This window comes from Acidovorax sp. FG60, assembly GCF_057808995.1.
Window position 1 is genome coordinate 74,332 of record NZ_JBMDJC010000011.1, and the last position, 20,502, is coordinate 94,833.

The window sequence follows — 20,502 nt, forward strand, 5'->3', positions numbered from 1 at the left end:
GAACAGCCCCAAGGAAGCCTCTTCACGAATCGAGAGGCTTCAGCAGGAAACAGGCACCGGCCGCGCACTCCAAGGCATCGAGAGTCAAGCAGCCTGGTCGGGCTGGGCTTGGGGGCTTGGGACCTCGCCCACGTTCCTGCGGTTGAGGGGGCCGCATGGCCGCAGCAAGGCGTCGCCTCGCAGAATACCGGGACGAAAAAAAACCCGCCCAAAAGTGGACGGGTTTTGCAGACCTTGGAATGGCAGCTTGCGCCGCCACTCCAGAGCCACTCGGGATCAGAGCTTCTGCGAAGACATGAACGAGTCGTAGCGGGCTTCGGCAAAACGGAACCAGAGCACCTGATCGCGCTGGAATGCGCGCATGTCGGCGTAGATCTTCTTCCACTCGGGGCTTTTCGCGTCGTTGGCAGCGAAGACTTCCATAGAGGCCTTGAACGAAGCGTCCATCACGGCTTGCGAGAACGGCAGCACCTTGGTCTTGGCAGCCACCAGTTGCTTGAGGGCCGTGGGGTTCAGCGCATCGTACTTGGCCAGCATGTCGATGTGGGCCACGTTGGTTGCGGCTTCGATGATGGCCTTGTTCTCGGCAGACAGGCCGTCGAAGGCCTTCTGGTTGACGAAGAAGTCCACTTCCGGGCCACCTTCCCACCAGCCGGGGTAGTAGTAGAACGGAGCCACCTTGTTGAAGCCCAGCTTCTGGTCGTCGTACGGACCCACCCATTCAGCAGCGTCCAGCGTGCCCTTTTCGAGGGCCTGGTAGATTTCGCCGCCAGGGATGCTCTGGGGCACAGCGCCCAGCTTTTGCATCACTTCACCGACCAGACCACCGCCCAAGCGCATCTTCATGCCCTTGAAATCATCCGGCGACTTGATCTCCTTGCGGAACCAGCCACCCATTTGGGTGCCGGTGTTGCCGCCAGCGAAGCTGATGGCGTTGTAGTTCGCGTAGAACTCGTTCATCAGCTTGCGGCCATTGCCATGCAGCATCCAGGCATTCATCTGGCGGGCATTGAAGCCGAAGGGCACTGCCGAACCCAGCGCGAAGGCGGGGTTCTTGCCGTAGAAGTAGTAAGGCACGGTGTGGCACATCTCCACGGTGCCCTGCTGCACGCCGTCCATCACGCCAAAGGGGGGCATCAGCTCGCCACCAGCGTGCACGGAGATTTCAAACTTGCCACCCGACATGGCCTTGACGGCCTTGGAGAACACATCAGCGCCGCCATAGATGGTGTCCAGCGACTTGGGGAAGCTGGAAGCCAGACGCCAACGAATGGCAGCCTGGGCGTGGACGGCAGGCGCAACGCCTGCAGCCAGCACGCCAGCGATGCCAGCCTGCTTGATGATTGAACGACGATCCATGAGGTTCTCTCCGATATAGTGATTGCGAAACTTGGGCGCACGCGTTGTGCACGGCGCCGTCAAGGACTTGTTTGAGTCGGGTTCATTGTAGAAACATGCCCCCTCAGACTTTTGCGGGTTTTCCCGCGAAAATCCCTGCCCTTGCACATGGCTTCAGGCTTCTGCAAGCATCTTGGGGACAGCCGCACACACCCCGCTGCAAAACGGGACTGCGGCAGACCACCCTGGCAGATCAGGCAGCCCGCACAGACTGCAGCGCGGGCAAAAACCGCCGCTCGATCGCAAGGCGGATTCCCTCGGCATCGAGTCCCTGCAACGCAAGCAGCTTGGCCGGGTCGCCGTGCTCGATGAACACGTCCGGCAGGCCCAGCTGCAGCACGGGCCGCACGATGCCCATGCTGTGGAGCGCCTCGGTCACGGCGCTGCCCGCACCGCCCATGATCGCGCCCTCTTCCAGCGTGACCAGCGCATCGTGGCGCTCGGCCACCTCGCGCAACAAGGCCTCGTCGATGGGTTTGGCCCAGCGCATGTTGACCACCGTGGCGTCCAGAGCCTCGGCCGCTTCCAGCGAGGGGTACAGCAACGTGCCAAACGACAGGATCGCGATGCGCGGCGCCGTGGCATCGGTGCCCTGGCGCTCGCGACGGATCTCGCCTTTGCCAAAAGGCAGGCCATCCAACGCCGCCAGCGGTGCCACACCAGCACCGCTGCCACGCGGGTAACGCACGGCCACTGGGTGGTCTTGCTCGAAGGCGCTGCTGAGCAGTTGGCGGCATTCGCGCTCGTCAGCCGGGCAGGCCATGCTCATGTTGGGAATACAGCGCACAAACGGGATGTCGTACGCGCCTGCATGCGTGGCACCGTCGGCGCCTACCAGGCCCGCGCGGTCCAGCGCAAACACCACGGGCAGGTTTTGCAGGGCCACGTCGTGGATCAGCTGGTCATAACCGCGCTGCAAGAAGGTGGAGTAAATCGCCACCACCGGCTTGACGCCTTCGCAGGCCATGCCCGCGGCAAAGGTTACGGCATGCTGCTCGGCAATGCCCACGTCGTAGTAGCGGTCCGGAAAACGTTTTTCAAACTCCACCATGCCCGAGCCCTCGCGCATGGCGGGCGTGATGCCCACCAGGCGAGAGTCGTGTGCGGCCATGTCGCACAGCCACTGGCCAAACACCTGCGTGAACGTCTGCTTGGGCGGCGTGGCGGGCTTGGTGAGGCCCACGGAGGGGTCGAACTTGCCGGGGCCATGGTAGGCCACGGGATCGGCCTCGGCCAGCTTGTAGCCCTGGCCCTTTTTGGTGACCACGTGCAGGAACTGCGGTCCTTTGAGGCCCTTGATGTTCTCCAGCGTGGGGATCAGCGAATCGAGGTCATGCCCATCAATGGGGCCGATGTAGTTGAAGCCGAACTTCTCGAACAGCGTGGCAGGCACCACCATGCCCTTGGCCTGCTGCTCAAAGCGCTTGGCCAGCTCCAGCAAGGGCGGCACGGGCCGCAGCACGGTCTTGCCCACGTTCTTGGCAGCCGCGTAGAACTGCCCGCTCATGAGCTGAGCGAGGTAGCGATTGAGCGCGCCCACGGGCGGGCTGATGCTCATGTCGTTGTCGTTCAGCACCACAAGCAGGTTGGCATCGGCCACACCGCCGTTGTTCAGTGCCTCAAACGCCATGCCCGCACTCATGGCGCCATCGCCGATGATCGCCACGGCGTGGCGGTTTTCGCCCTTGCGCTTGGCGGCCAGCGCCATGCCCAGCGCGGCCGAGATGCTGGTGCTCGAATGCGCCGTGCCAAAGGTGTCGTAAATGCTCTCGGCCCGCTGCGGAAAGCCCGAGATGCCGCCCAACTGGCGCAACGTGTGCATGCGGTCGCGGCGGCCGGTCAGGATCTTGTGCGGATAGGTCTGGTGGCCCACGTCCCACACCAGGCGGTCTTCGGGGGTGTTGAAGACGTGGTGCAGCGCGATCGTCAGTTCCACCGTGCCCAGGTTGGAGCTGAGGTGCCCACCCGTGCGCGCAACACTTTCGATCACGAACCCGCGCAACTCGGTCGCCAGGGCCTTGAGATCTGCGCGCGAAAGCTGGCGCAGGTCGGCCGGGTCATTGATGGTCTGCAGCAGGGGAAAGGACATCGTGGACATTTACTATTCTTTTCATAGCTGCCAGCGCTTTAAAGGAAAGCGCTGGAGGCCAATTTGGCATTGATTTCACTGCAACGGGCATGAACAGGGTGCAGCACGGATCATCGGGCCAGGCTCAATGCGAGCGTCGCACCACCATGTCCGCCAGGGCCGCCAGCGCGCGGGTATCGGGCAGGCCACTGCGGGCCAGGGCCGCATGGGCCTCGGCCAGCAGCTCCTGGGCATAGGCCTGCGCCCGCGCTAGCCCCAGCAAAGACACATAGGTGGGCTTGTCGGCCGCAGCATCCTTGCCGGCCGTCTTGCCCAGCGTGGCCGAATCGGCCACCACGTCCAGGATGTCATCCACCACCTGGAACGCTAGGCCCATGGCGGCCCCGTAGTCGGACAGCGCCTGGTAGGCCGCGCCCACGGCGTGGCCGCACGCCGCCCCCATGAGCACACTGCCCTGCAGCAGCGCGCCGGTCTTGAGCCGGTGCATCTGGCGCAACTGGTCTTCGGTCAACGCCACACCCACGCTGGCCAGGTCGATGGCCTGCCCGCCCGCCATGCCGGCCGAGCCGGCGGCCCGCGCCAGCAGCCTGCACAGCGTGGCCTGCGTGGCGGCGGGGATGAGGGTGTTGTCGGGCGTGAGCAGCTCAAATGCAAAGGCCTGCAAGGCATCGCCCGCCAACAGCGCCTGGGCCTCGCCAAACTGCACATGCACGGTGGGCTTGCCACGGCGCAGCACGTCGTTGTCCATGCAGGGCATGTCGTCGTGCACCAGCGAGTAGGCGTGGATGAGTTCCACCGCGCACGCGGCCCGCAGGGCCGCCTCGTCCAGGCCAGCGCGCAGCGCGGCATCGTCAACCACCGCAGAGGCCGGTGCGCCGCTGCAGACCGCCTCATAGGCCGCCAGCACCAGCAGGGGCCGCAGCCGCTTGCCACCATCGAGCACGGCATAGCGCATGGCGTCGCCCAGCCCGGCGGGTGCGCCATCGCCCACCCATTGCGACAGGGCCTGCTCCACCCGGGCCAGGTGGTTCTGGCTCCAGAGGTTCATGTCCAGCGGCTGGCTCTCGAAATTCATTGGCACCGCGCTCATTCCTGGTTCCATGGTTGCAGTTGCCCTTCATCCAGCACCTTGATCTGGTCCTGCACGGCTTCGAGCCGCTGGCGGCAAAACGCCAGCAACGTGGCGCCGCGCTGGTAGCCGGCCAGCATCTGGTCCAGCGGCAACTGGCCCGACTCGATGCGGGCCACGAGTTGCTCCAGCTCTTCCAGGGCCGCCTCGTAGCTGGCGGGTTCGGCGGGAGGAGCGGGGGTTGCAGGGGCCTTGGGCATGGAGGGGGCGGCAGAGCGCGGGTGAAAAACCGATGATTTTAGGCGCACCGGTACGCCCTTCGTGTCAGACGCGGTCCGATGCGTGACGCCGCTCTATTTTCAGAAAGCGATGTTTTCTATTCACGTAGCGGGGGTGCGGGAATAACCCCACCGCCTATAATCCCATTCCAGTCGAGCCGGCTAGCCACCCTAGCCGGTTTCCTTTTTTCCAGATGCGCATTCCCCGGCGCACCTCCCGCACTTTCTCCCTGTGGGGAGTCTTTAGGTCAGGTCACCCATGTCTGATTTAAGTCTTCAACTGCAGCAGGCCGCAAGCCAACTACCAGTTTCAAGCTACTTTGACGATGCGCTGTTCCAGCGCGAGCTGGACACCATCTTCCAGCGCGGGCCCCGCTATGTGGGGCACCAATTGGCGGTGCCCAACACGGGCGACTACTACGCACTGCCCCAGGAGGGCGAGGGCCGCGCCTTGGTGCGCAACGCCCAAGGCGGCATTGAGCTGGTGTCCAACGTGTGCCGCCACCGCCAGGCCGTCATGCTCAAGGGCAAAGGCTCGCTGAACACCCAGCAAAAGGGCAGCGCGGGCGGCAACATCGTGTGCCCATTGCACCGCTGGACGTACAACCCCCAGGGCGAACTGCTGGGCGCACCCCACTTTGCGCATGACCCGTGCCTGAACCTGAACAACTACAAGCTGCGCGAGTGGAACGGCCTGCTGTTTGAAGACAACGGCTACGACGTGGCCGCCGACCTGGCCCAGATGGGCCCGCGTGCCGACCTGGACTTTGACGGCTACGTGCTCGACCACGTGGAGCTGCACGAGTGCAACTACAACTGGAAGACCTTCATCGAGGTCTATCTGGAGGACTACCACGTTGGCCCCTTCCACCCAGGCCTGGGCAGCTTTGTGACGTGTGACGACCTGCGCTGGGAGTTCGGCAAGAACTACTCGGTACAAACCGTGGGTGTGGCCAACCGACTGGGCAAGGCCGGCAGCCCGGTGTACGAGCGCTGGCACAAGGCGCTGCTGGACTACCGCGAAGGCAAGCCGCCGAAGTACGGCGCCATCTGGCTCACGCTGTACCCGCACATCATGATCGAGTGGTACCCGCATGTACTCACCGTGTCCACGCTGCACCCCATCAGCCCCACCAAGACGCTGAACATGGTGGAGTTCTACTACCCCGAGGAGATCGCTGCCTTCGAGCGCGAATTCGTCGAGGCGCAAAAGGCCGCCTACATGGAGACCTGTATCGAGGACGACGAAATCGGCGAGCGCATGGACGCAGGCCGCAAGGCCCTGCTGGCGCGCGGCGACAACGAAGTCGGCCCCTACCAGAGCCCCATGGAAGATGGCATGCAGCACTTCCACGAGTGGTACCGCCAGGTCATGGGAAGCCCCCCCTGAGCCACTTCGCGTCTTCCCCCCACGGGGGACGCCCCCCGGCGTACGCAAGCGAAGTGCCGCATCCGCGGCTTGGCGGCCCTCGCGCGGGGGCACTGGCCTGAGCACCGCCAGTTTTGAGAGGCCCCAACCTGAGTTTGTGCCGTCGATCCGTGAAGTCTCGAACAGCGAGGTAAACGCTATCCATTCGCGACGACCACCCTGACCGCTCTCATTACAATAGCTGCCACCGCTTGATCCGCAAGCGCTGGCAGCTATTTTTATTTCAAGCCGTGCAATCCCATGCCCCACGTGCGGTGCGCGGCCTTTCACAGGATCACGTCACGATGCAAGCCCTCTGGATGGTGTTGGCCGCGTTCTTGTTTGCCAGCATGGGGGTGTGCGTCAAGATCGCATCGGACTTCTTCAACTCGGCCGAACTGGTGTGTTACCGGGGCCTGATCGGCATGGCCATCCTGTGGCTGCTGGCACGCTCTCAAAAAGTGACGCTGGCCACGCAATACCCCGGCATGCACGCCTGGCGCAGCCTGGTGGGGGTGGCGTCGCTGGGCGCCTGGTTCTACGCCATTGCCCACCTGCCGCTGGCCACGGCCATGACGCTCAACTACATGAGCAGCGTGTGGATCGCCGCCTTCCTGGTCGGCGGCACGCTGCTGGCCTGGCGCCCTTCTGCGGCATCTCCACGGCCCGCCCTGCAAGGGCCGCTGATTCTCACCGTGCTCACCGGATTCGTGGGCGTGGTGCTGATGCTGCGCCCCAGCCTGGACCAGAACCAGGCCTTTGCCGGGATGATCGGCCTGATGTCGGGCCTGACGGCTGCATTTGCCTACATGCAGGTGGTGGCGCTGTCGCGCCTGGGCGAGCCCGAATCGCGCACCGTTTTTTACTTCGCCGTGGGCTCTGCGGTGGCGGGGGGCGGGGCCATGCTGTTTACCGGCGTGTCGGACTGGCCGGGCTGGCAGGCGCTGTGGTTGCTGCCCATCGGTGTGCTGGCTGCGGGCGGCCAGCTGTGCATGACCAAGGCTTACGCCAGCGCCAAGACCCAGCGCGGCACGCTGGTGGTGGCCAACCTGCAGTATTCGGGCATCGTGTTTGCCGCCGTCTACAGCGTGCTGCTGTTTGGCGACAAGATCCCGCCCATCGGCTGGTTCGGCATGGCCCTCATCGTGGGCAGCGGCATTGTGGCCACCATCCTGCGCGCGCGGGCTGCGCCCGGGGCACCTGCCGAAGAACACTGACGGATACAAAAACAGATACGGCCAGACGAGGACACGCCCCACCGGGATGGCCACAATGGAGCCCCTTTCGACGCACTCCGTCACTTTGCCCATTTTCTGCCGATGACCACCTACACCACGCTCATCTCTGCCCCCGACCTGCAATCCCTGATCGCCAGCGGTGCGCCGCTGATGGTGTTTGACTGCAGCTTCGAACTGATGCAACCCACGGCCGGTTCCCAGCAGTACGCGCAGGCGCACATCCCCGGCGCGGTGTACGCCAACCTTGACAACGACCTCAGCGCCAAACACGGTGCCCCCGGCGCTCACGGCACGCTGACCGCCCAGGAAGCCGACCAGCCGGCATCCGGTGGACGCCACCCCCTGCCCAGCCGCGAGCGTTTTGCAATGTGGCTGTCCAGCGTGGGTTTTGCCAATGGCATGCAGGCCGTGGTGTACGACCGCCAGGGCGCTAACTACTGTGGCCGCCTGTGGTGGATGCTCAAGTGGGCGGGGCACGATGCCGTGGCCGTGCTCGACGGTGGGCTGCAAGCCTGGCAGGCCGCCGGTGGGGCGGTGAACAGCGGCGAAGAGCCCGCGCACTTCCAGACCAATTTCCAGCTGGGCACCCCCTTGCGCCAGCTGGCCACGGCCAGCGAGGTGCTCGCGCGCCTGCAGCAGCCCGGCCAGACCGTGATCGACGCCCGTGCAGGTGCCCGCTACCGGGGCGAGGTGGAGCCGCTGGACCCCGTGGCCGGCCACATTCCGGGCGCGCTGAACCGCCCATTTGCCGAAAACATCGGCGCGGATGGCCGCTTCAAGCCTGCCGACGTGCTGCGCGCTGAATTTGTAGCGCTGCTGGGCGGCCGCGACCCCGCCACCGTGGTGCACCAGTGCGGCAGCGGCGTGAGCGCCGTGCCCAATCTGCTGGGCATGGAGATAGCCGGCCTCGGCCCGACGGCATTGTTTGCTGGCAGCTGGAGCGAGTGGTGTTCAGACCCCACGCGCCCGGTCGAAAAAGGCTGATCCAGCGTCCAGCACGGCAGCGCAGGTTGTAAAAGTGCAAAAAAGATGGTTTTGAGGGTGCTATCAAAACCATGAACAGAAGTGGGCAGCCTGGGCCCACTGCCACAGCAGCGGCCATCGCCTGAAATGCCAGCCTGCACCTGATGTGCGTGTAGGGCAAATTCCTACACGGCCCACCGCACAACCAGACACGCGGCACAGCCAAACCCCGACTTAATTTCTGATTGGGGCGGTTTCACAATCCATTTCAACGGATCACGCAAAACCTGCAATCAGCAGGCAACGCAAGACCCGGTACTGGAAAAAAGGAAGCTGCCATGACCAACGAACAAATCCTCGCTGAAATCCGCGAAGCCAACCTCACCTACCTGATGTTGGCCCAAACCCTGATCCGTCAGGACAAGGCCGAAGCCGTGTTCCGCTTGGGCATGAACGAAGAGTCTGCCGACATTCTGGCATCGCTGTCGCCAGCGCAAGTGATGAAACTGGCCTCCCGCAACACGCTTCTTTGCAGCTTCCGCGTGGACGACAACCTGGTGTGGAGCTTGCTCACCAACCACTCGGCCAAGAAGGTGGGCAACGAAGCCACCAACACGCTGCACGCCAACATCCTGATGGCCAGCCGCGTGTCGGAAGTGCTCTGAAGCATTTGCCCGCAGCCCTCTTCCCCCAGTCTCCACCGAAAGCCCGCCATGTCCACCAACGCACCCGCTGCCAAAGCCCCCGCCAAGAGCGTGCTGAACGAATCCAAGCAGATCGAACGCGCGGCCATGCTGATCCAGATGGGCGCCCGCATGCAGGTGCTTGAATCGGAAACCACGCTCTCGTATGAACGCCTGATCCGGCTGTACAAAGAGATCGCGGGCAAATCACCCTCGAAAGGCCAGCTGCCCTTCTCCACCGACTGGTTCCTGACCTGGCAAGAGAACATCCACAGCTCGCTGTTCCTGAACATCTACGAATACCTGTCCAAGGGCGTGGACCTGGATTCGGTGGAGCTGCTGACCAAAGCCTACCGCCTGTACAACGAACAGGTCGCCACGGCCGAGATCGAACCCCTGCTCTCCTTCACACGCGCCTGGCGCCTGGTGAAATTTGTGGACGCTGGCATGCTGACGCGCACCAAGTGCAGCCAGTGCAGCGGCCATTTCGTGACCGAGCTGTATGAGAACCGCCACTTCACCTGCGGCCTGTGCAACCCACCCGCCCGCGCCGGCAAGAGCAAGACGGCTGGCGCACTCATGTTGCATTGAGAAATTGAGGAAAAATAGGCTCCAACGCTTTATCCACAAGCGCAACAAGCTATATTTTTAATAGCAAAAGGGACGCCGCCCCTCAAAGGGGCTTTCCTGCATGTGGCAGGCAGTCCTCCATGCTCACCGCTCAACGCCCTGCAAGCAGCGCGCGCACGTTTTCATCCATTGGCACGGCATAGTTGTGCGCCGCCACCACGGTGTTGCCTGCCGGGTTCACCAGCTTGAGGCTGATGTACACCACCGACGTGGAGACCGCATACGTGCCCACCACCACGGCCTGCGCGTTCTGCGACTGGCTCACTTCGCGCACTTCGCGCGACAGCAGCAGCTCACCCTGGTCGCGCTGCAGCAGCAGGTTCTCGCGCAGTTTCACCTCGGTCACCTTCAGACCCCGGTGCACCATGCGGCCCGCGATCTGCTCCGAGAAGATGCGGCCCAGCCGCGACGATTCAGTGAGCCGGTCCACATTGACCAGCGTGGCCACCAGCACGGGCTGGTTGGCATCCAGCGGTGCGGTCTGCAGCAGCGTATCGGTGGCGCGTTCATTCAGCTCGATGAGGTTGGAGCGCGATATTCCGCCCGCCCGGTCACCGTAGTAGTAGCTGTGCATGGGGTTGGTGGTCTCGCAGCCCTGCAGGCCCGCCAGCGCAAGGGCGGCAGCCGCCCACCAGCTGGCGGCGCGTGCGCCCCGGGGAGCTTGTTGCGACGTCCACAGCCCCTTCATGGCGCCACCACCCGCCAGGTCTTGACGGGCGTCATCGGTGCAGGCGCGGGCGGTCGCTCGGGCTGATACAGCACCGCGTCGGCCCCCTCGATGTAATACAGATCGGCCGTTCCGGCCAGGTACCGGTCGCGCGATTTGAGCGTGGACGTGATCAGCACCTCGGTGCGCGTGGGTCCGCCTGCGGCGGCGCCCTGGGTGTAGAGCTGGGCCATGTCCAGCGCCACCCCTGCCCCCACGCCCAGGGCCGTGGCCACACCCGGCAACAGGGTGCGGTCGGAATAGTGCACCGCCCAGTCGCGCCACACGCCCACGCCAGTGCCGATGATGGTGCCGGCCATGGGCACGGGCAGGCCGCGCGGTGAGCCAGACCCGTGCTGCACCAGTTGCGTCTGCACCTCCAGCTCCACCGCCGTGGGCACCGTGGACACCGCCACGCCCCGGTTCAGCAGGTGCACCTTGAGCAACTTGAGAAAGCTCTGGTTGAAACTGGAGTTGTCCGCCACCGTGACGTACAGCGGGTATTCGCCCTCGGGCCAGGATGCGATTTTTTCGGCCACGCGCCCGGCCACATCGCCCGCCAGCACATCCCAGTGGTGCACGGCGCGGGCTTTCTTCTGGCCGGTGGCGGGGTAGTTGTCGGCACGCGGCACGTCCAGCGTGCCGCAGCCGACCAGCAGCGCTGCGCACAGCAAGGCTGCTGCGGCGGCCGGAATGCGGTGAAGGAAGGATGGCATGTGGGCCATGGTACTGGCGCCCGCCTGCGGCAATCGGCGCAACAAGGCCGTTTTTCCCGGTCAAAGCGGCCGTTTCAGCCCTTGGAGCCGCACGCACGAACCTTCACAATCAACCCATTCATACCAACCCTCCGTGAAGACCATGCTCACCACAACCCGCACCCACCGCCTCGCGTCCTTGATGGCCCTCACTGCGGCACTGGCGGGCTGCGGCGGCGCCACGGACAAGGACAACAACACGACAGCCCCACCGCCACCCGCGAGCGCGCCCGTCACGCTGCATTTCGTGCAGCCCACCGAGAACGTGCTCGAACCCGGCGCCTCCGAGCCGCTGGCGGCCGACGTTACCGTCAACGGCGGCGCAGCCCCCAACGGCACGGTGGTCACCTTTACCGTCAGCCCCTCCGCAGCCGCCACCTTCTCCCCCGTGGCGCCCACCACCGTGGCCAGCGTGGCCAGCACCACGCTCACCGTGAGCAGCCTGCCGCCCAGCGCCACCTTCCAGGTCAGCGCCACGGCCACCAGCAGCGCCAACACGGCGGGCGACAGCCTCACGTACTACGTGCGCCCCACCCACAAAAACCTGCAGGTGCTGGTGCCCGCGTATTTCAGCGCCAGCGGCACCTCATCGCCCTGGGCCACCCTCACCAGCGGCGCAGCCAGCTACCCGGACGTGCAGATCACTGCAGTGGCCAGCGCCAGCGACGGCGTGCTGACCGCGGACTCCGAGGTTGACGACGACCTGCTCACGGCCATCACAGACTTCAAGGCCGTGGCGGGCACCACCAACAAAGTCGTCGCCTACGTGGCCACCTCGGGCAGCGGCGGGTCGCGCTCGGTGGCTGACGTGAAGGCCACCATCGACAACTACATCCGCCTCTACCCCGACCAGCTCGACGGCTTCTTCCTGGACGGCATGGCCACCGACAGCGCACGGCTGGCGTACTTTCAGGACGTCTACAACTACGCCAAGGCCCGGGCCTCGGGCATGAGCAAAGGCGCCACGCCGCCCAACGCGCCCACCGTGATCGGCAACCCAGGCACCTACCCCGTAGCGGCCTATGCGGGCGTGGCCGACACGCTGGTCACCTACGCTGGCAATGCCGCCGCCTACCAGGCCACAGACCCCCAGCCCGCCAGCACCTGGGTCTACGCCAAGGACAACGCCGCCCAGGCCATGCTGGTCCACACCGCCAGCACCTGCACCGACATGCAGGCTGCCGTGAAGCACGCCCACCGGCCCCGCCTGAACACCGGCATGGTCTATGCCACCAACCTGGCCATCGGCGCCTCGTGGTCATCACTGCCCACCTACTGGCAGCAACTGCTGGGCACGGTGGATGCACTCAACAAGAAGCGCCCGCTGCCGCTGTGCTGATGCCAACGGGCAGGGCGCCGAACCCTGCCACACAGGCACCGCTGGCGGGTCGCCGGGCAAACCACCCGCCAGAGCTTCCGAACCGCCACATCCCCCCGCCGACACACTGCATGTCAGCCCGACCTACAACCCAGCAGGCCCGAGTCCCATCACAATCCGCGCATGATGACCGAGCCCACCCCTGCATCCCCGCCCGCCTCCGCTGCCGAGCCCCCACAGCCAGGCAGCCCCGCCGCTGACGCAGCCCCGACCTTGCCCCCCCACGCGCCTGCGGCGGGCGACCCCGAACCAGTGGCCCAAATGGCCGAAGCGGACGAAGCGGCCCCACCCGCCAAAGCCCGGTCAACCCCCGACAGCCCCCCACCGCCTGCGCAACCACCAAGCGGCGCGCCCGCAGCCACCGCATCCCTCCCCGGCCCGCTCATGCTCCACATGCCCGTGGACGTGCGCAACCTCTCGCTCGCGCTGCTGGCGCTGTTTGCCAGCGTGGCCCTGCTGCACTGGGCCAGCGCCGTGTTCATCCCCATCATGCTCAGCCTGCTGCTCACCACGGCACTGCGGCCTGTGGTGGAAGTCTTGCGGCGCTGCTACGTGCCCCGCTGGCTGGGGGCCGGTGTGCTGCTGATCGCCATCGTGGTGGGCCTGGCCAGCGCCGCCTGGTCGCTGAGCGACGGCGCCGCGCAACTGGTGGACTCGCTGCCCGTGGCCGCCAAGAAGGTGCGCGACAGCCTCAAGGCGCGCACCGGCGCCAGCAGCCCGCTCGACACCATGCAAAAGGCCGCAACGCAGATCGAACAGGCCGCCAACGAAAACAGCGCCACCGCCAGCCCACCTCGGCGCGGCGTGCAGCGCGTGGTGGTAGAGCGCCCGCCCTTCAACATCCGCGACTACCTGTGGAGCGGCACCATGGGGCTCATGTCCGCGCTGGGGCAGCTCACGGTGGTGGTGTTCCTTACCTACTTTGCGCTGGCATCGGGCAACCTGTTTCGCAACAAGCTGCTGCGCATCGCGGGCACCAGCCTGGAGCGGCGCAAGGTCACCATCCACGTGCTGGAAGACATCACCAACCAGATCCAGCGCTACCTGATGGTGCAGGTGTTCACCAGCGTGCTGGTGGGCGTGGCCACCGGCCTTGCCTACTGGGCCCTGGGCCTGGAGAACGCCGCCGTGTGGGGTGTGGCGGCCGGAGTGCTCAACCTCGCGCCCTACATCGGCTCGGCCCTGGTCACCGGCGCATCGGCCCTGGTGGCCTTCCTGCAGTTCGGCACCCTGGACATGGCCCTGGCCATCGGCGGTGCATCGCTGGTCATCCACACCCTGGTAGGCAACCTGCTCACCCCTTGGCTCACCAGCCGCACCAGCAGCATGAGCCCCGTGGCCGTGTTCGTCAGCGTGCTCGCCTGGGGCTGGCTGTGGGGCCTGTGGGGCCTGCTGCTGGGCATCCCGGTGATGATGGCCGTGAAAGCCGTGTGCGACCGGGTCGAAGATCTGAAGGCCGTGGGCGAATTGCTGGGGGATTGACACACGGCATCTGCCGCAAACCGGCAGATGCCCCCCCTCGCCACGCTGCGGGGCGATGGGCATCTCAGCCCCACCTCACCCACCTCACCCACCTCACCCACCTCACCCACCTCACCCACCTCTCCCACCTCTCCCACCCCACCCACATCACTCACCATCACGGCGCACCTGCGTGGCCCAGGAGGTCAAGGCGGCCTCAAAGATTGTTTCCAATACTGGAACAGTTAGTTCGCGACCAGGTAGTTTTTTCGTGAACACCATCGGCGTACAGTTCATCCCATCGATGAGCCGAACCCGCAAGGCGACTCACCGAACCCGGTTCAGGAATGGTTTTTGACCCGGCTTTTTTGAGACGCTTTTTAACTTTCAAGGATTTTCATCATGAACAAGACCGCCCGTTTCCTCTCCGTCGCTGCTGTTGCCGCTTTCGCTTCTTTTGGCGCCCAGGCTGACGAAGCCGACAGCTCGCAATTCGCCCTGAAGTTCGAAACGAACCGCACCCGCGCTGAAGTGGCCGCTGAAGCCGCAACCGTCGCCCAGACCCGCAGCCAGGAACCTGCTGGTTCGCGTGTGGTGACCTACACCTCCACCGCTGACCGCGCTGCTGTGCGTGCCCAGGCTGCGGAAGCCCTGCGCACCGGCAAGATCCCTTCGGGCGAATTCAGCGCCATGTAATTGGTAGACCAACTGCTTGAGATTGGTTGAAGCAGTTGCGGGACTTCCCATGGTGGTGGCACTTTGCATTTGCGGGTGGCGCTGCCATGGGGAGTGTTAACTGAACCGCAGGGGCGGGCAGGCAAAAAGGGCTCCCTTTGGGAGCCCTTTTTGTTGGTGTTGGAATGCCTCGAAAACTCTACTGCCTGCCCCCTTGTTTTTTGGCGCTCACCATGCGCCCCTCGCTGTCGTAGCGGTAGGTGGTCAGGCCGTCGCCCAGCAGGTGCGGGTGGCCATGGCTGGCCGGGGAAATCCTGGGGAGGCTGATGGCATGGGATGTCGCCCCGGCAACCAAGAGGCCAAGGCCAGCAGGGAGGGAGCCTGCTGGCCTTGGCGGGTTTGAGGCCGAATTGGCCTCTGGCGCTTGATGAGTAAGCGCTGGCAGCTATGAAATTAGGAGTTTTCAATAGCTGAGAGCCAGCATGAGTGGAGCGTGTTGCACTTCACTTTTGAATCCGCCCTTCCAGGCCTGCATTTTCTAAAGTCCAAAAACTCAAATCATCCCCAGAACCATGCTCGTCCCTGCCATTTTTACCAATCGAGTACAGATTGAAAGGCTTTATAGCCCCCTCCGTCAAATAATACCTGATCGGTTGTTCCCATCCATCAAGAACACGCGCGGTTGGATATATAAAATTCCCTTGCGGCGGAGCCAATTCCTCTAATACTATAGGATAACGATGATATTCTTTTTCAAACAAACCAATAGCGGCACCCACATCAGAAATATTCATATTTGTAGTTTTCTCGCGCTGATTTTCATGCGCCTTCCCAAAGAACAAAAATCCAAATAATATAAAACCAATTGATAGAAATAAAATCAAAACAACAACTTTTGGACGACTCATGCTTTTTCCTATCGTCTACAAGTGCAGTCTGGATTGCTCTTTAAATACCTGCTGTAGATGGCATCCTCATCCACGGGGGTTGATCTCGGATTTCCCCACATCGCCCCCTTCTTTTTTCTCTTACTTGGATGCATAACCCCAAATTCCCATCTCTCACGATTCCATATTAATTCGTGATTTGCCTCGCCTCCAAAAATTCTCCGAAACGCACTATCCGTACTATGCATACCCTCATGAAAAACCTTGCTAATTCGAGTATTAAATTCTTCAGGCGACAAACACCCAGGGGTAGACCATTCAGGACGAAAAATCATATTTCCAGATATTAATTCTGTCGCAGCAATGTCATCAGGATTACTAGGAACACCAAACATCCAAGTTCCTCTTGGTCGAAATTCGTCAAATTCATATGCTAGTTCCTTAAGCATAATCTCAATATCAGTCGCACTCAATCCTGCAGGGTCAATAAATGACAATGCGTTTTGATTTACGTACCCAAATCTGTTGAATCCCCCATCCAACCCAATCGGATCCCCCTGCGTATACCGCCCCGTGCTCGGCGCATACGTGCGGAAGTAGTTGTAGTGCAGCTTCGTCTCCTTGTCGAAGTACTGCCCCGGATACCGCAGGTTGAACGTGACTTCCGGGATGCTGGTGGCGCCCGTCGTCGGGTTCGTGCTCTCACTGGTAAATCGCTTGGCCCCGATGGTGGGCTGTTCGTCTCCGAACGCACTGTACGCCCATTGCCAGGCCACCTGGCCGTCGGGCTGGGTGAGTTTGCGGGGGGTGTTCAGGTGGTCGCTGTGGACGGCATAGGTTTGGCCTTTGATCACGGCCGCTATGGGCATGGGGCCGCTGGCGGTGGGCAGGTACAGGTATTGCGCGGTGCCGGTGCTGTTGCTGCCGCCTGAGCCGTATTCGCCCAGCAGGCTGCCGTCTTCTGCGTAGACGTAGCTGTAGCCCAGCTTTTCTGCGTCGCTGGTGCTGGGGCTCCAGAGTTTGCTGAAGAAGCTGAGGATTTGCTGGATGAGGCCGGGTGGTTCTGCCTGCGGTTCGTCGTCGTCGGCCAGCAGGTTGTTGAGGTTTTTGTTGCTGCTGCCGCTGGCCGGGGTACTGCTGTACAGCGGCTCGGTCTTGAACACGCGCTGGCCCAGGCCGTTGTGGGCGTATTTGGTGGTGGGGGCGTCTTCGCCTTGGCCGGTGCTGGCGCTTTCCATGCGGCCTTCGCTGTCGTAGCGGTAGCTGGTCAGGCCGTCGCCCAGCAGGTCGCCTGCGGGGTTGTATTGGTAGGTGACGCTGGTGGTAGCGCTGTTGCTGCCTGCGGTGGCGGTTTGCGTAAAGCCCAGCAGGCGGTTGTGGGTGCTGGCATTGCCGTAGGTGCGGCTGATGGTGCCAGGGGTGCCCACGGTGGTGGTCTGCACGCTGGTTTTGCGGTTGCCGTTGGCGTCGTAGGTGTAGGTGGTGGTGCGCCCTGTGTCTCCAAGCTGGATGATGCGGCCCGCCAGGTCGTACTTCACCGTCCAGAGCTTGGTGGCTTGGCTGAGGGTGCTGTCTTGGGGGTTGGTGCTGGCAGGCTGCCACAGGTCTTGGGTGATGCCCGTGATGCGGCCCGCTGCGTCGTACTGGTAGCCGCTGAATTCCGTGGCGGTGAGCTGGCCTGCGGTGTTGTAGCTGCGGGTGGCCGGGATGGGGGCCGCGCCACCGGGCAGGCTCCAGCTCCAGCCGGTGGGCTGGCCCAGGGGGTTCCAGGTGATGCCGCTCACCAGCAGTTGGCCCGCCCAGGTCAGGCCGGTGAGCTGGCCGGTGGTGTCGTAAACGTTTTGCAGCACTTGCCCGCCGGGGTAGGTGGTGCTGGCCAGCAGGCCCTGGGCGTTGTAGGCGTAGCTGACGCTGCGCGTGTCGCCGTTGATCAGGCGCTGGGTTTTGGTGGTGACGCGGCCGTGGGCGTCGCGCTCGTAGGTGGTGGTGCCGCTGGGGTCGAGGATTTCGCCCAGGTAGCCTTTGCTGGCAGCCGTGAGGTCGTAGCGCAGGGTGGTGGTGCGCCCGTCGGCATGGGTGATGAGCGTGGGGCGACCCAGCAGGTCGCGTTCGATGGTGGTGGCCTGGCCCAGGGCGTCGGTGATGGTGCTGGGCAGGCCCAGGGCGTCGTACTGGGCGGTTTCGGTGCCGGTGTCGGCGCTGGTTTCTGTGGTGGCGTTGCCTAGGGCGTCGCGGGTGTAGGTGGTGGTTACGTTCTTGGCGTCCTTGGCCTGGATGACGCTGTCAAGGGCGTTGTAGGTCAGGGATGCGGTGGCGTTTTCGGCATTGGTGATGGCCTTGGTGCGGCGCAGGGCGTCCAGGGATTGGCTTGTTCTCTGGTTCAAACCGTTGGTCGTAGACACCCAGTCTCCGTTGGCATCGTAGCCATAGGTGGTGGTCTGCCCCCCAATGGTGGCAGAGGCCACACGATTGAGACTATTGATGGAGCGCGCCAGGCGCCATACCGTTTGCCCCTGGGGGTTGCGGATGTCTTCCAGCGTGCGATTGCCCATGGCGTCCAGGGTGTAGGCGCCGGAGTTGCCCCGGTTGTCGCTCCAGCCCGTGAGGCGCTGGGCGGTGTCGTAGGTGTAGGTAACCACATGGCCGTGCGGCAGGCTGGCGGTGGCCACCTGGCCGCTGGGGCGGTAGGTGAACGTGGTGAGCTGCCCACCCCGGTTGGCGGTGAGCATGCGGCCCCGGGCGTCGTAGGTGTAGGTGCTGACCAGCCCCGTGGGGGCGGTGTGGCTGAGCACGCGGCCTGCGCCATCGTGGGTGTAGGCGTCTACATGGCCCAGGGCGTTGGTGGCGCGGGTGAGGTTGCCTGCGCTGTCGTACTGGTAGCTGGTGGTAGCGCCGTTGGGGGCGGTTTCGGTGGCGACGAGGCCGCTGGCGTGGTAGGTCCAGCTGGTGGTGCGGGTGGTGCCTGAACTGCCGGAGCCACCGCCGGTGTCGGTGATGGTCTGGGTCAGGGGGTTGCCCAGGCTGTCGTAGGCGTAGCTGGTAACGCGGCCCGGTTCAGTGATGGTCACCGGCAGGCGCCACTGGGGGTGCCAGGTGACTTGGGTGATGCGCGATTCGGGGGCGCCTACGCCCTCGGTGACGGAGATGGGGAGGCGGCGGGGCGCGTCCCACTGGTAGGTAGACCGGTTGCTGGACTGGTCGTATTCGAGCTCCACAAGACCATCTGAGCGCACAGTGCGGGAAGCGATGGGAAGCTCACTAGGAGAAGCTGGCGCTGGCGACGCCCCCACAAAAACCAGCTCGTTTCCATAAATGCGGAAGCTGTGACTACGCTTGGTGCCAAGAGGATCTACATACCCGTTATTTGTAGGCACCGTGTACTTATCCACCCCGCCCGCTTTTTCTGTACTGAGCGCCCAGCCCTCCGTGTCGTAATTGAAGGTGGTGTATCGCACCCCCTGCTCGTCAATACGCCCGGCCAGCAAGGAGCCCACCTTGGCAGTAGCGTTGGTATATGCGTACTGAATGGTGGTGCCGTCTGCCTGACGCACAGACGTTAGAAACCCCGTATCCGCGTACATCAGCGACACGCTGCGCTGATCGCTGCTGGTAACAGAGATCAGCGCGCCATTCGGAGCGCCCCCATACGTAAACTGCAGACTCTGGCCAAAATTGTTTTGCACCACGGCCAGAAGGCCCTGCGTGTTGTAGCCATAGACCAAGCGCCAGCCATTGCGATATACCTGCTCTTCCAAAAGCCCCTTCAAACCAAAGGCATACCGTATCTCGGCTTCACCATCGTTAAATATCCATCGAGTACCATTGAATTCAAGCGTTTGAAGTTTGTTGCGGCCAACAAAGGCTGAACCGGTGTTTGGACGATAGAAGTAATTAAACGTCCCGTCACCCATTTGAATTCTTACCACCAAGGGGCCGGTGCCCACATCCACGCCGCTTTCAGAGCCGCTTCTTGAATGAATCTCTCCACTGGTATCTTTACCGGCAACTGCAAGGTGGATGTTGTGGTTATGAAGCCAGCCGGGCCCCATCGAACTTGGGACGGGGCCGTTAAAGTAACCGCTGAACCAAATATCCTTGTCCCGTGCCCGATGACTTCGATAGATCCGACGAAACTCCAGCGGCATAGGACCTGCGTTGACCAGGTCCATCGCTAACTCCACCTTTTCTCGGGTAGGAACAAGAATGGGGTTGCCTTTGAGGGCGGTTTGGGGGCATGTTTCACAAGGCGGCGGGGTTGAATTCGTCGGGGTAGCACAAATGTTACTTTGCAGGTCAGGCGCCCAATTTACACGTGCACCGCGCTCCAGATGATTGCATTGAAAGTGGCGTTTGGCATAGATTTCCACACCAACGGTTGAAATATCCTTACATTTTCCATCCACAATCCAGCCTTTTGTGATATTCAGAGTTCTCGATTGCCAAATGGATGCATTGGATAAAATGAAACCATCCCTGGTATAGACGGTTGTCGTGCCAGCCAGCGAATGCGAGACTGCACACATATTTTTGAAGCCGGTACTTGAATAAACGAGGCGGTTCATGGTTTCATGAACAGCTTTAGCCTCAGTAGAATACCCGCCTGGCACATCATACGGGGCAATGCCATACCCCGATCCATATACCCATTCCGTAAAAACATCAGGCTTCAAGCGGCAGATCATGAAACCCGCCGGGCTCCCTTCAATGCACACATCAGAATAATTACTTTGAGCCTGCACCTGACCACCAGCCAGCATCGCAAACAATATAAAAACCGCCCTAAAAAATGCACTCATGGGTGCTCCCTCTCTTATTATTAATACTCAACCCGCTCACAACTGCTTGAAAAACGCGAGCAAACTCCACAACCGGAGAAAATTATAA

The 20,502-nt window shown here is 62.9% G+C and carries 16 protein-coding genes and 1 pseudogene; 8 read left to right on the plus strand and 9 right to left on the minus strand.

Annotated features, from left to right (window positions below; all coding sequences use genetic code 11):
• Positions 1-276: 276 nt before the first annotated feature.
• From ACODS0_RS17355 to ACODS0_RS17370, 4 genes are all read right to left on the minus strand, one after another.
• Positions 277-1,359, minus strand: coding sequence for a TRAP transporter substrate-binding protein (locus ACODS0_RS17355; RefSeq protein ID WP_121419321.1), 1,083 nt, complete (start codon positions 1,357-1,359; stop codon positions 277-279).
• Between the two features lie 232 nt (positions 1,360-1,591).
• A complete protein-coding gene (dxs, locus tag ACODS0_RS17360) occupies positions 1,592-3,496 on the minus strand; it encodes a 1-deoxy-D-xylulose-5-phosphate synthase (protein ID WP_488836146.1) in 1,905 nt (634 codons plus the stop codon).
• A 115-nt stretch (positions 3,497-3,611) separates the two neighbouring features.
• Positions 3,612-4,577: a polyprenyl synthetase family protein gene (locus ACODS0_RS17365; protein WP_488836147.1), complete on the minus strand. Its 966-nt coding sequence runs from the start codon at positions 4,575-4,577 to the stop codon at positions 3,612-3,614.
• Positions 4,574-4,816, minus strand: coding sequence for an exodeoxyribonuclease VII small subunit (locus ACODS0_RS17370; protein ID WP_055400508.1), 243 nt, complete (start codon positions 4,814-4,816; stop codon positions 4,574-4,576). Before ACODS0_RS17370 ends, ACODS0_RS17365 begins: the two co-directional genes overlap by 4 nt.
• 277 nt (positions 4,817-5,093) lie before the next feature.
• On the opposite strand from ACODS0_RS17370, the gene ACODS0_RS17375 reads away from it, so the two are divergent.
• The 5 genes from ACODS0_RS17375 to flhC all read left to right on the plus strand — a co-directional run bounded on the left by ACODS0_RS17375 (position 5,094) and on the right by flhC (position 9,717).
• Entirely contained in the window at positions 5,094-6,224 is a 1,131-nt protein-coding gene (locus tag ACODS0_RS17375) for an aromatic ring-hydroxylating oxygenase subunit alpha (RefSeq protein ID WP_121419318.1), read from the plus strand.
• 323 nt (positions 6,225-6,547) lie between these two features.
• Positions 6,548-7,459, plus strand: coding sequence for a DMT family transporter (locus ACODS0_RS17380; protein ID WP_055400504.1), 912 nt, complete (start codon positions 6,548-6,550; stop codon positions 7,457-7,459).
• A gap of 102 nt (positions 7,460-7,561) precedes the next feature.
• On the plus strand, positions 7,562-8,464 hold the full coding sequence (locus tag ACODS0_RS17385; protein WP_488836148.1) for a sulfurtransferase: 903 nt from the start codon (positions 7,562-7,564) through the stop codon (positions 8,462-8,464).
• A 317-nt stretch (positions 8,465-8,781) separates the two neighbouring features.
• A complete protein-coding gene (gene flhD / locus ACODS0_RS17390; protein WP_055400499.1) occupies positions 8,782-9,108 on the plus strand; it encodes a flagellar transcriptional regulator FlhD in 327 nt (108 codons plus the stop codon).
• Positions 9,109-9,156: 48 nt separating this feature from the next.
• Positions 9,157-9,717, plus strand: a complete 561-nt coding sequence (gene flhC / locus ACODS0_RS17395; protein WP_488836149.1) for a flagellar transcriptional regulator FlhC — start codon at positions 9,157-9,159, stop codon at positions 9,715-9,717.
• A 130-nt stretch (positions 9,718-9,847) separates the two neighbouring features.
• Here flhC and ACODS0_RS17400 read toward each other — a convergent pair whose 3' ends face one another.
• Both ACODS0_RS17400 and ACODS0_RS17405 read right to left on the minus strand, forming a co-directional pair.
• Positions 9,848-10,444 (minus strand): FlgO family outer membrane protein, encoded by a 597-nt coding sequence (locus ACODS0_RS17400; RefSeq protein ID WP_488836150.1) that lies wholly within the window; start codon positions 10,442-10,444, stop codon positions 9,848-9,850.
• Positions 10,441-11,178, minus strand: coding sequence for a hypothetical protein (locus tag ACODS0_RS17405; RefSeq protein WP_228899943.1), 738 nt, complete (start codon positions 11,176-11,178; stop codon positions 10,441-10,443). Before ACODS0_RS17405 ends, ACODS0_RS17400 begins: the two co-directional genes overlap by 4 nt.
• A gap of 142 nt (positions 11,179-11,320) precedes the next feature.
• Between ACODS0_RS17405 and ACODS0_RS17410 the strand changes: the two genes are divergently transcribed.
• The 3 genes from ACODS0_RS17410 (at position 11,321) to ACODS0_RS17420 (ending at position 14,752) form a co-directional block, all read left to right on the plus strand.
• Positions 11,321-12,556, plus strand: coding sequence for a spherulation-specific family 4 protein (locus tag ACODS0_RS17410; RefSeq protein ID WP_488836151.1), 1,236 nt, complete (start codon positions 11,321-11,323; stop codon positions 12,554-12,556).
• A gap of 162 nt (positions 12,557-12,718) precedes the next feature.
• Entirely contained in the window at positions 12,719-14,077 is a 1,359-nt protein-coding gene (locus tag ACODS0_RS17415; RefSeq protein WP_488836152.1) for an AI-2E family transporter, read from the plus strand.
• A 381-nt stretch (positions 14,078-14,458) separates the two neighbouring features.
• On the plus strand, positions 14,459-14,752 hold the full coding sequence (locus ACODS0_RS17420) for a hypothetical protein (RefSeq protein ID WP_057225447.1): 294 nt from the start codon (positions 14,459-14,461) through the stop codon (positions 14,750-14,752).
• Between the two features lie 482 nt (positions 14,753-15,234).
• Here ACODS0_RS17420 and ACODS0_RS17425 read toward each other — a convergent pair whose 3' ends face one another.
• From ACODS0_RS17425 to ACODS0_RS17435, 3 genes and pseudogenes are all read right to left on the minus strand, one after another.
• Positions 15,235-15,639 carry a hypothetical protein gene (locus ACODS0_RS17425; protein WP_488836153.1) on the minus strand — a complete coding sequence of 135 codons (405 nt, stop codon included), beginning with the start codon at positions 15,637-15,639 and terminating at the stop codon, positions 15,235-15,237.
• An 8-nt stretch (positions 15,640-15,647) separates the two neighbouring features.
• On the minus strand, positions 15,648-19,373 hold the full coding sequence (locus ACODS0_RS17430) for an RHS repeat-associated core domain-containing protein (RefSeq protein WP_488836208.1): 3,726 nt from the start codon (positions 19,371-19,373) through the stop codon (positions 15,648-15,650).
• A 243-nt stretch (positions 19,374-19,616) separates the two neighbouring features.
• Positions 19,617-20,414: pseudogene (locus ACODS0_RS17435) on the minus strand (DUF6531 domain-containing protein); the annotation flags it as partial.
• Between the last annotated feature and the right edge of the window lie 88 nt (positions 20,415-20,502).

Coding starts and splice junctions, on each gene's coding strand:
- flhD (WP_055400499.1), top strand. CDS start 8,782: ATGACCAACGAACAAATCCTCGCTGAAATCCGCGAAGCCAACCTCACC.
- ACODS0_RS17400 (WP_488836150.1), bottom strand. CDS start 10,444: ATGAAGGGGCTGTGGACGTCGCAACAAGCTCCCCGGGGCGCACGCGCC.
- ACODS0_RS17365 (WP_488836147.1), bottom strand. CDS start 4,577: ATGAGCGCGGTGCCAATGAATTTCGAGAGCCAGCCGCTGGACATGAAC.
- ACODS0_RS17380 (WP_055400504.1), top strand. CDS start 6,548: ATGCAAGCCCTCTGGATGGTGTTGGCCGCGTTCTTGTTTGCCAGCATG.
- ACODS0_RS17375 (WP_121419318.1), top strand. CDS start 5,094: ATGTCTGATTTAAGTCTTCAACTGCAGCAGGCCGCAAGCCAACTACCA.
- ACODS0_RS17370 (WP_055400508.1), bottom strand. CDS start 4,816: ATGCCCAAGGCCCCTGCAACCCCCGCTCCTCCCGCCGAACCCGCCAGC.
- ACODS0_RS17415 (WP_488836152.1), top strand. CDS start 12,719: ATGATGACCGAGCCCACCCCTGCATCCCCGCCCGCCTCCGCTGCCGAG.
- ACODS0_RS17425 (WP_488836153.1), bottom strand. CDS start 15,639: ATGAGTCGTCCAAAAGTTGTTGTTTTGATTTTATTTCTATCAATTGGT.
- ACODS0_RS17410 (WP_488836151.1), top strand. CDS start 11,321: ATGCTCACCACAACCCGCACCCACCGCCTCGCGTCCTTGATGGCCCTC.
- ACODS0_RS17420 (WP_057225447.1), top strand. CDS start 14,459: ATGAACAAGACCGCCCGTTTCCTCTCCGTCGCTGCTGTTGCCGCTTTC.
- ACODS0_RS17405 (WP_228899943.1), bottom strand. CDS start 11,178: ATGCCATCCTTCCTTCACCGCATTCCGGCCGCCGCAGCAGCCTTGCTG.
- flhC (WP_488836149.1), top strand. CDS start 9,157: ATGTCCACCAACGCACCCGCTGCCAAAGCCCCCGCCAAGAGCGTGCTG.
- ACODS0_RS17355 (WP_121419321.1), bottom strand. CDS start 1,359: ATGGATCGTCGTTCAATCATCAAGCAGGCTGGCATCGCTGGCGTGCTG.
- dxs (WP_488836146.1), bottom strand. CDS start 3,496: ATGTCCACGATGTCCTTTCCCCTGCTGCAGACCATCAATGACCCGGCC.
- ACODS0_RS17385 (WP_488836148.1), top strand. CDS start 7,562: ATGACCACCTACACCACGCTCATCTCTGCCCCCGACCTGCAATCCCTG.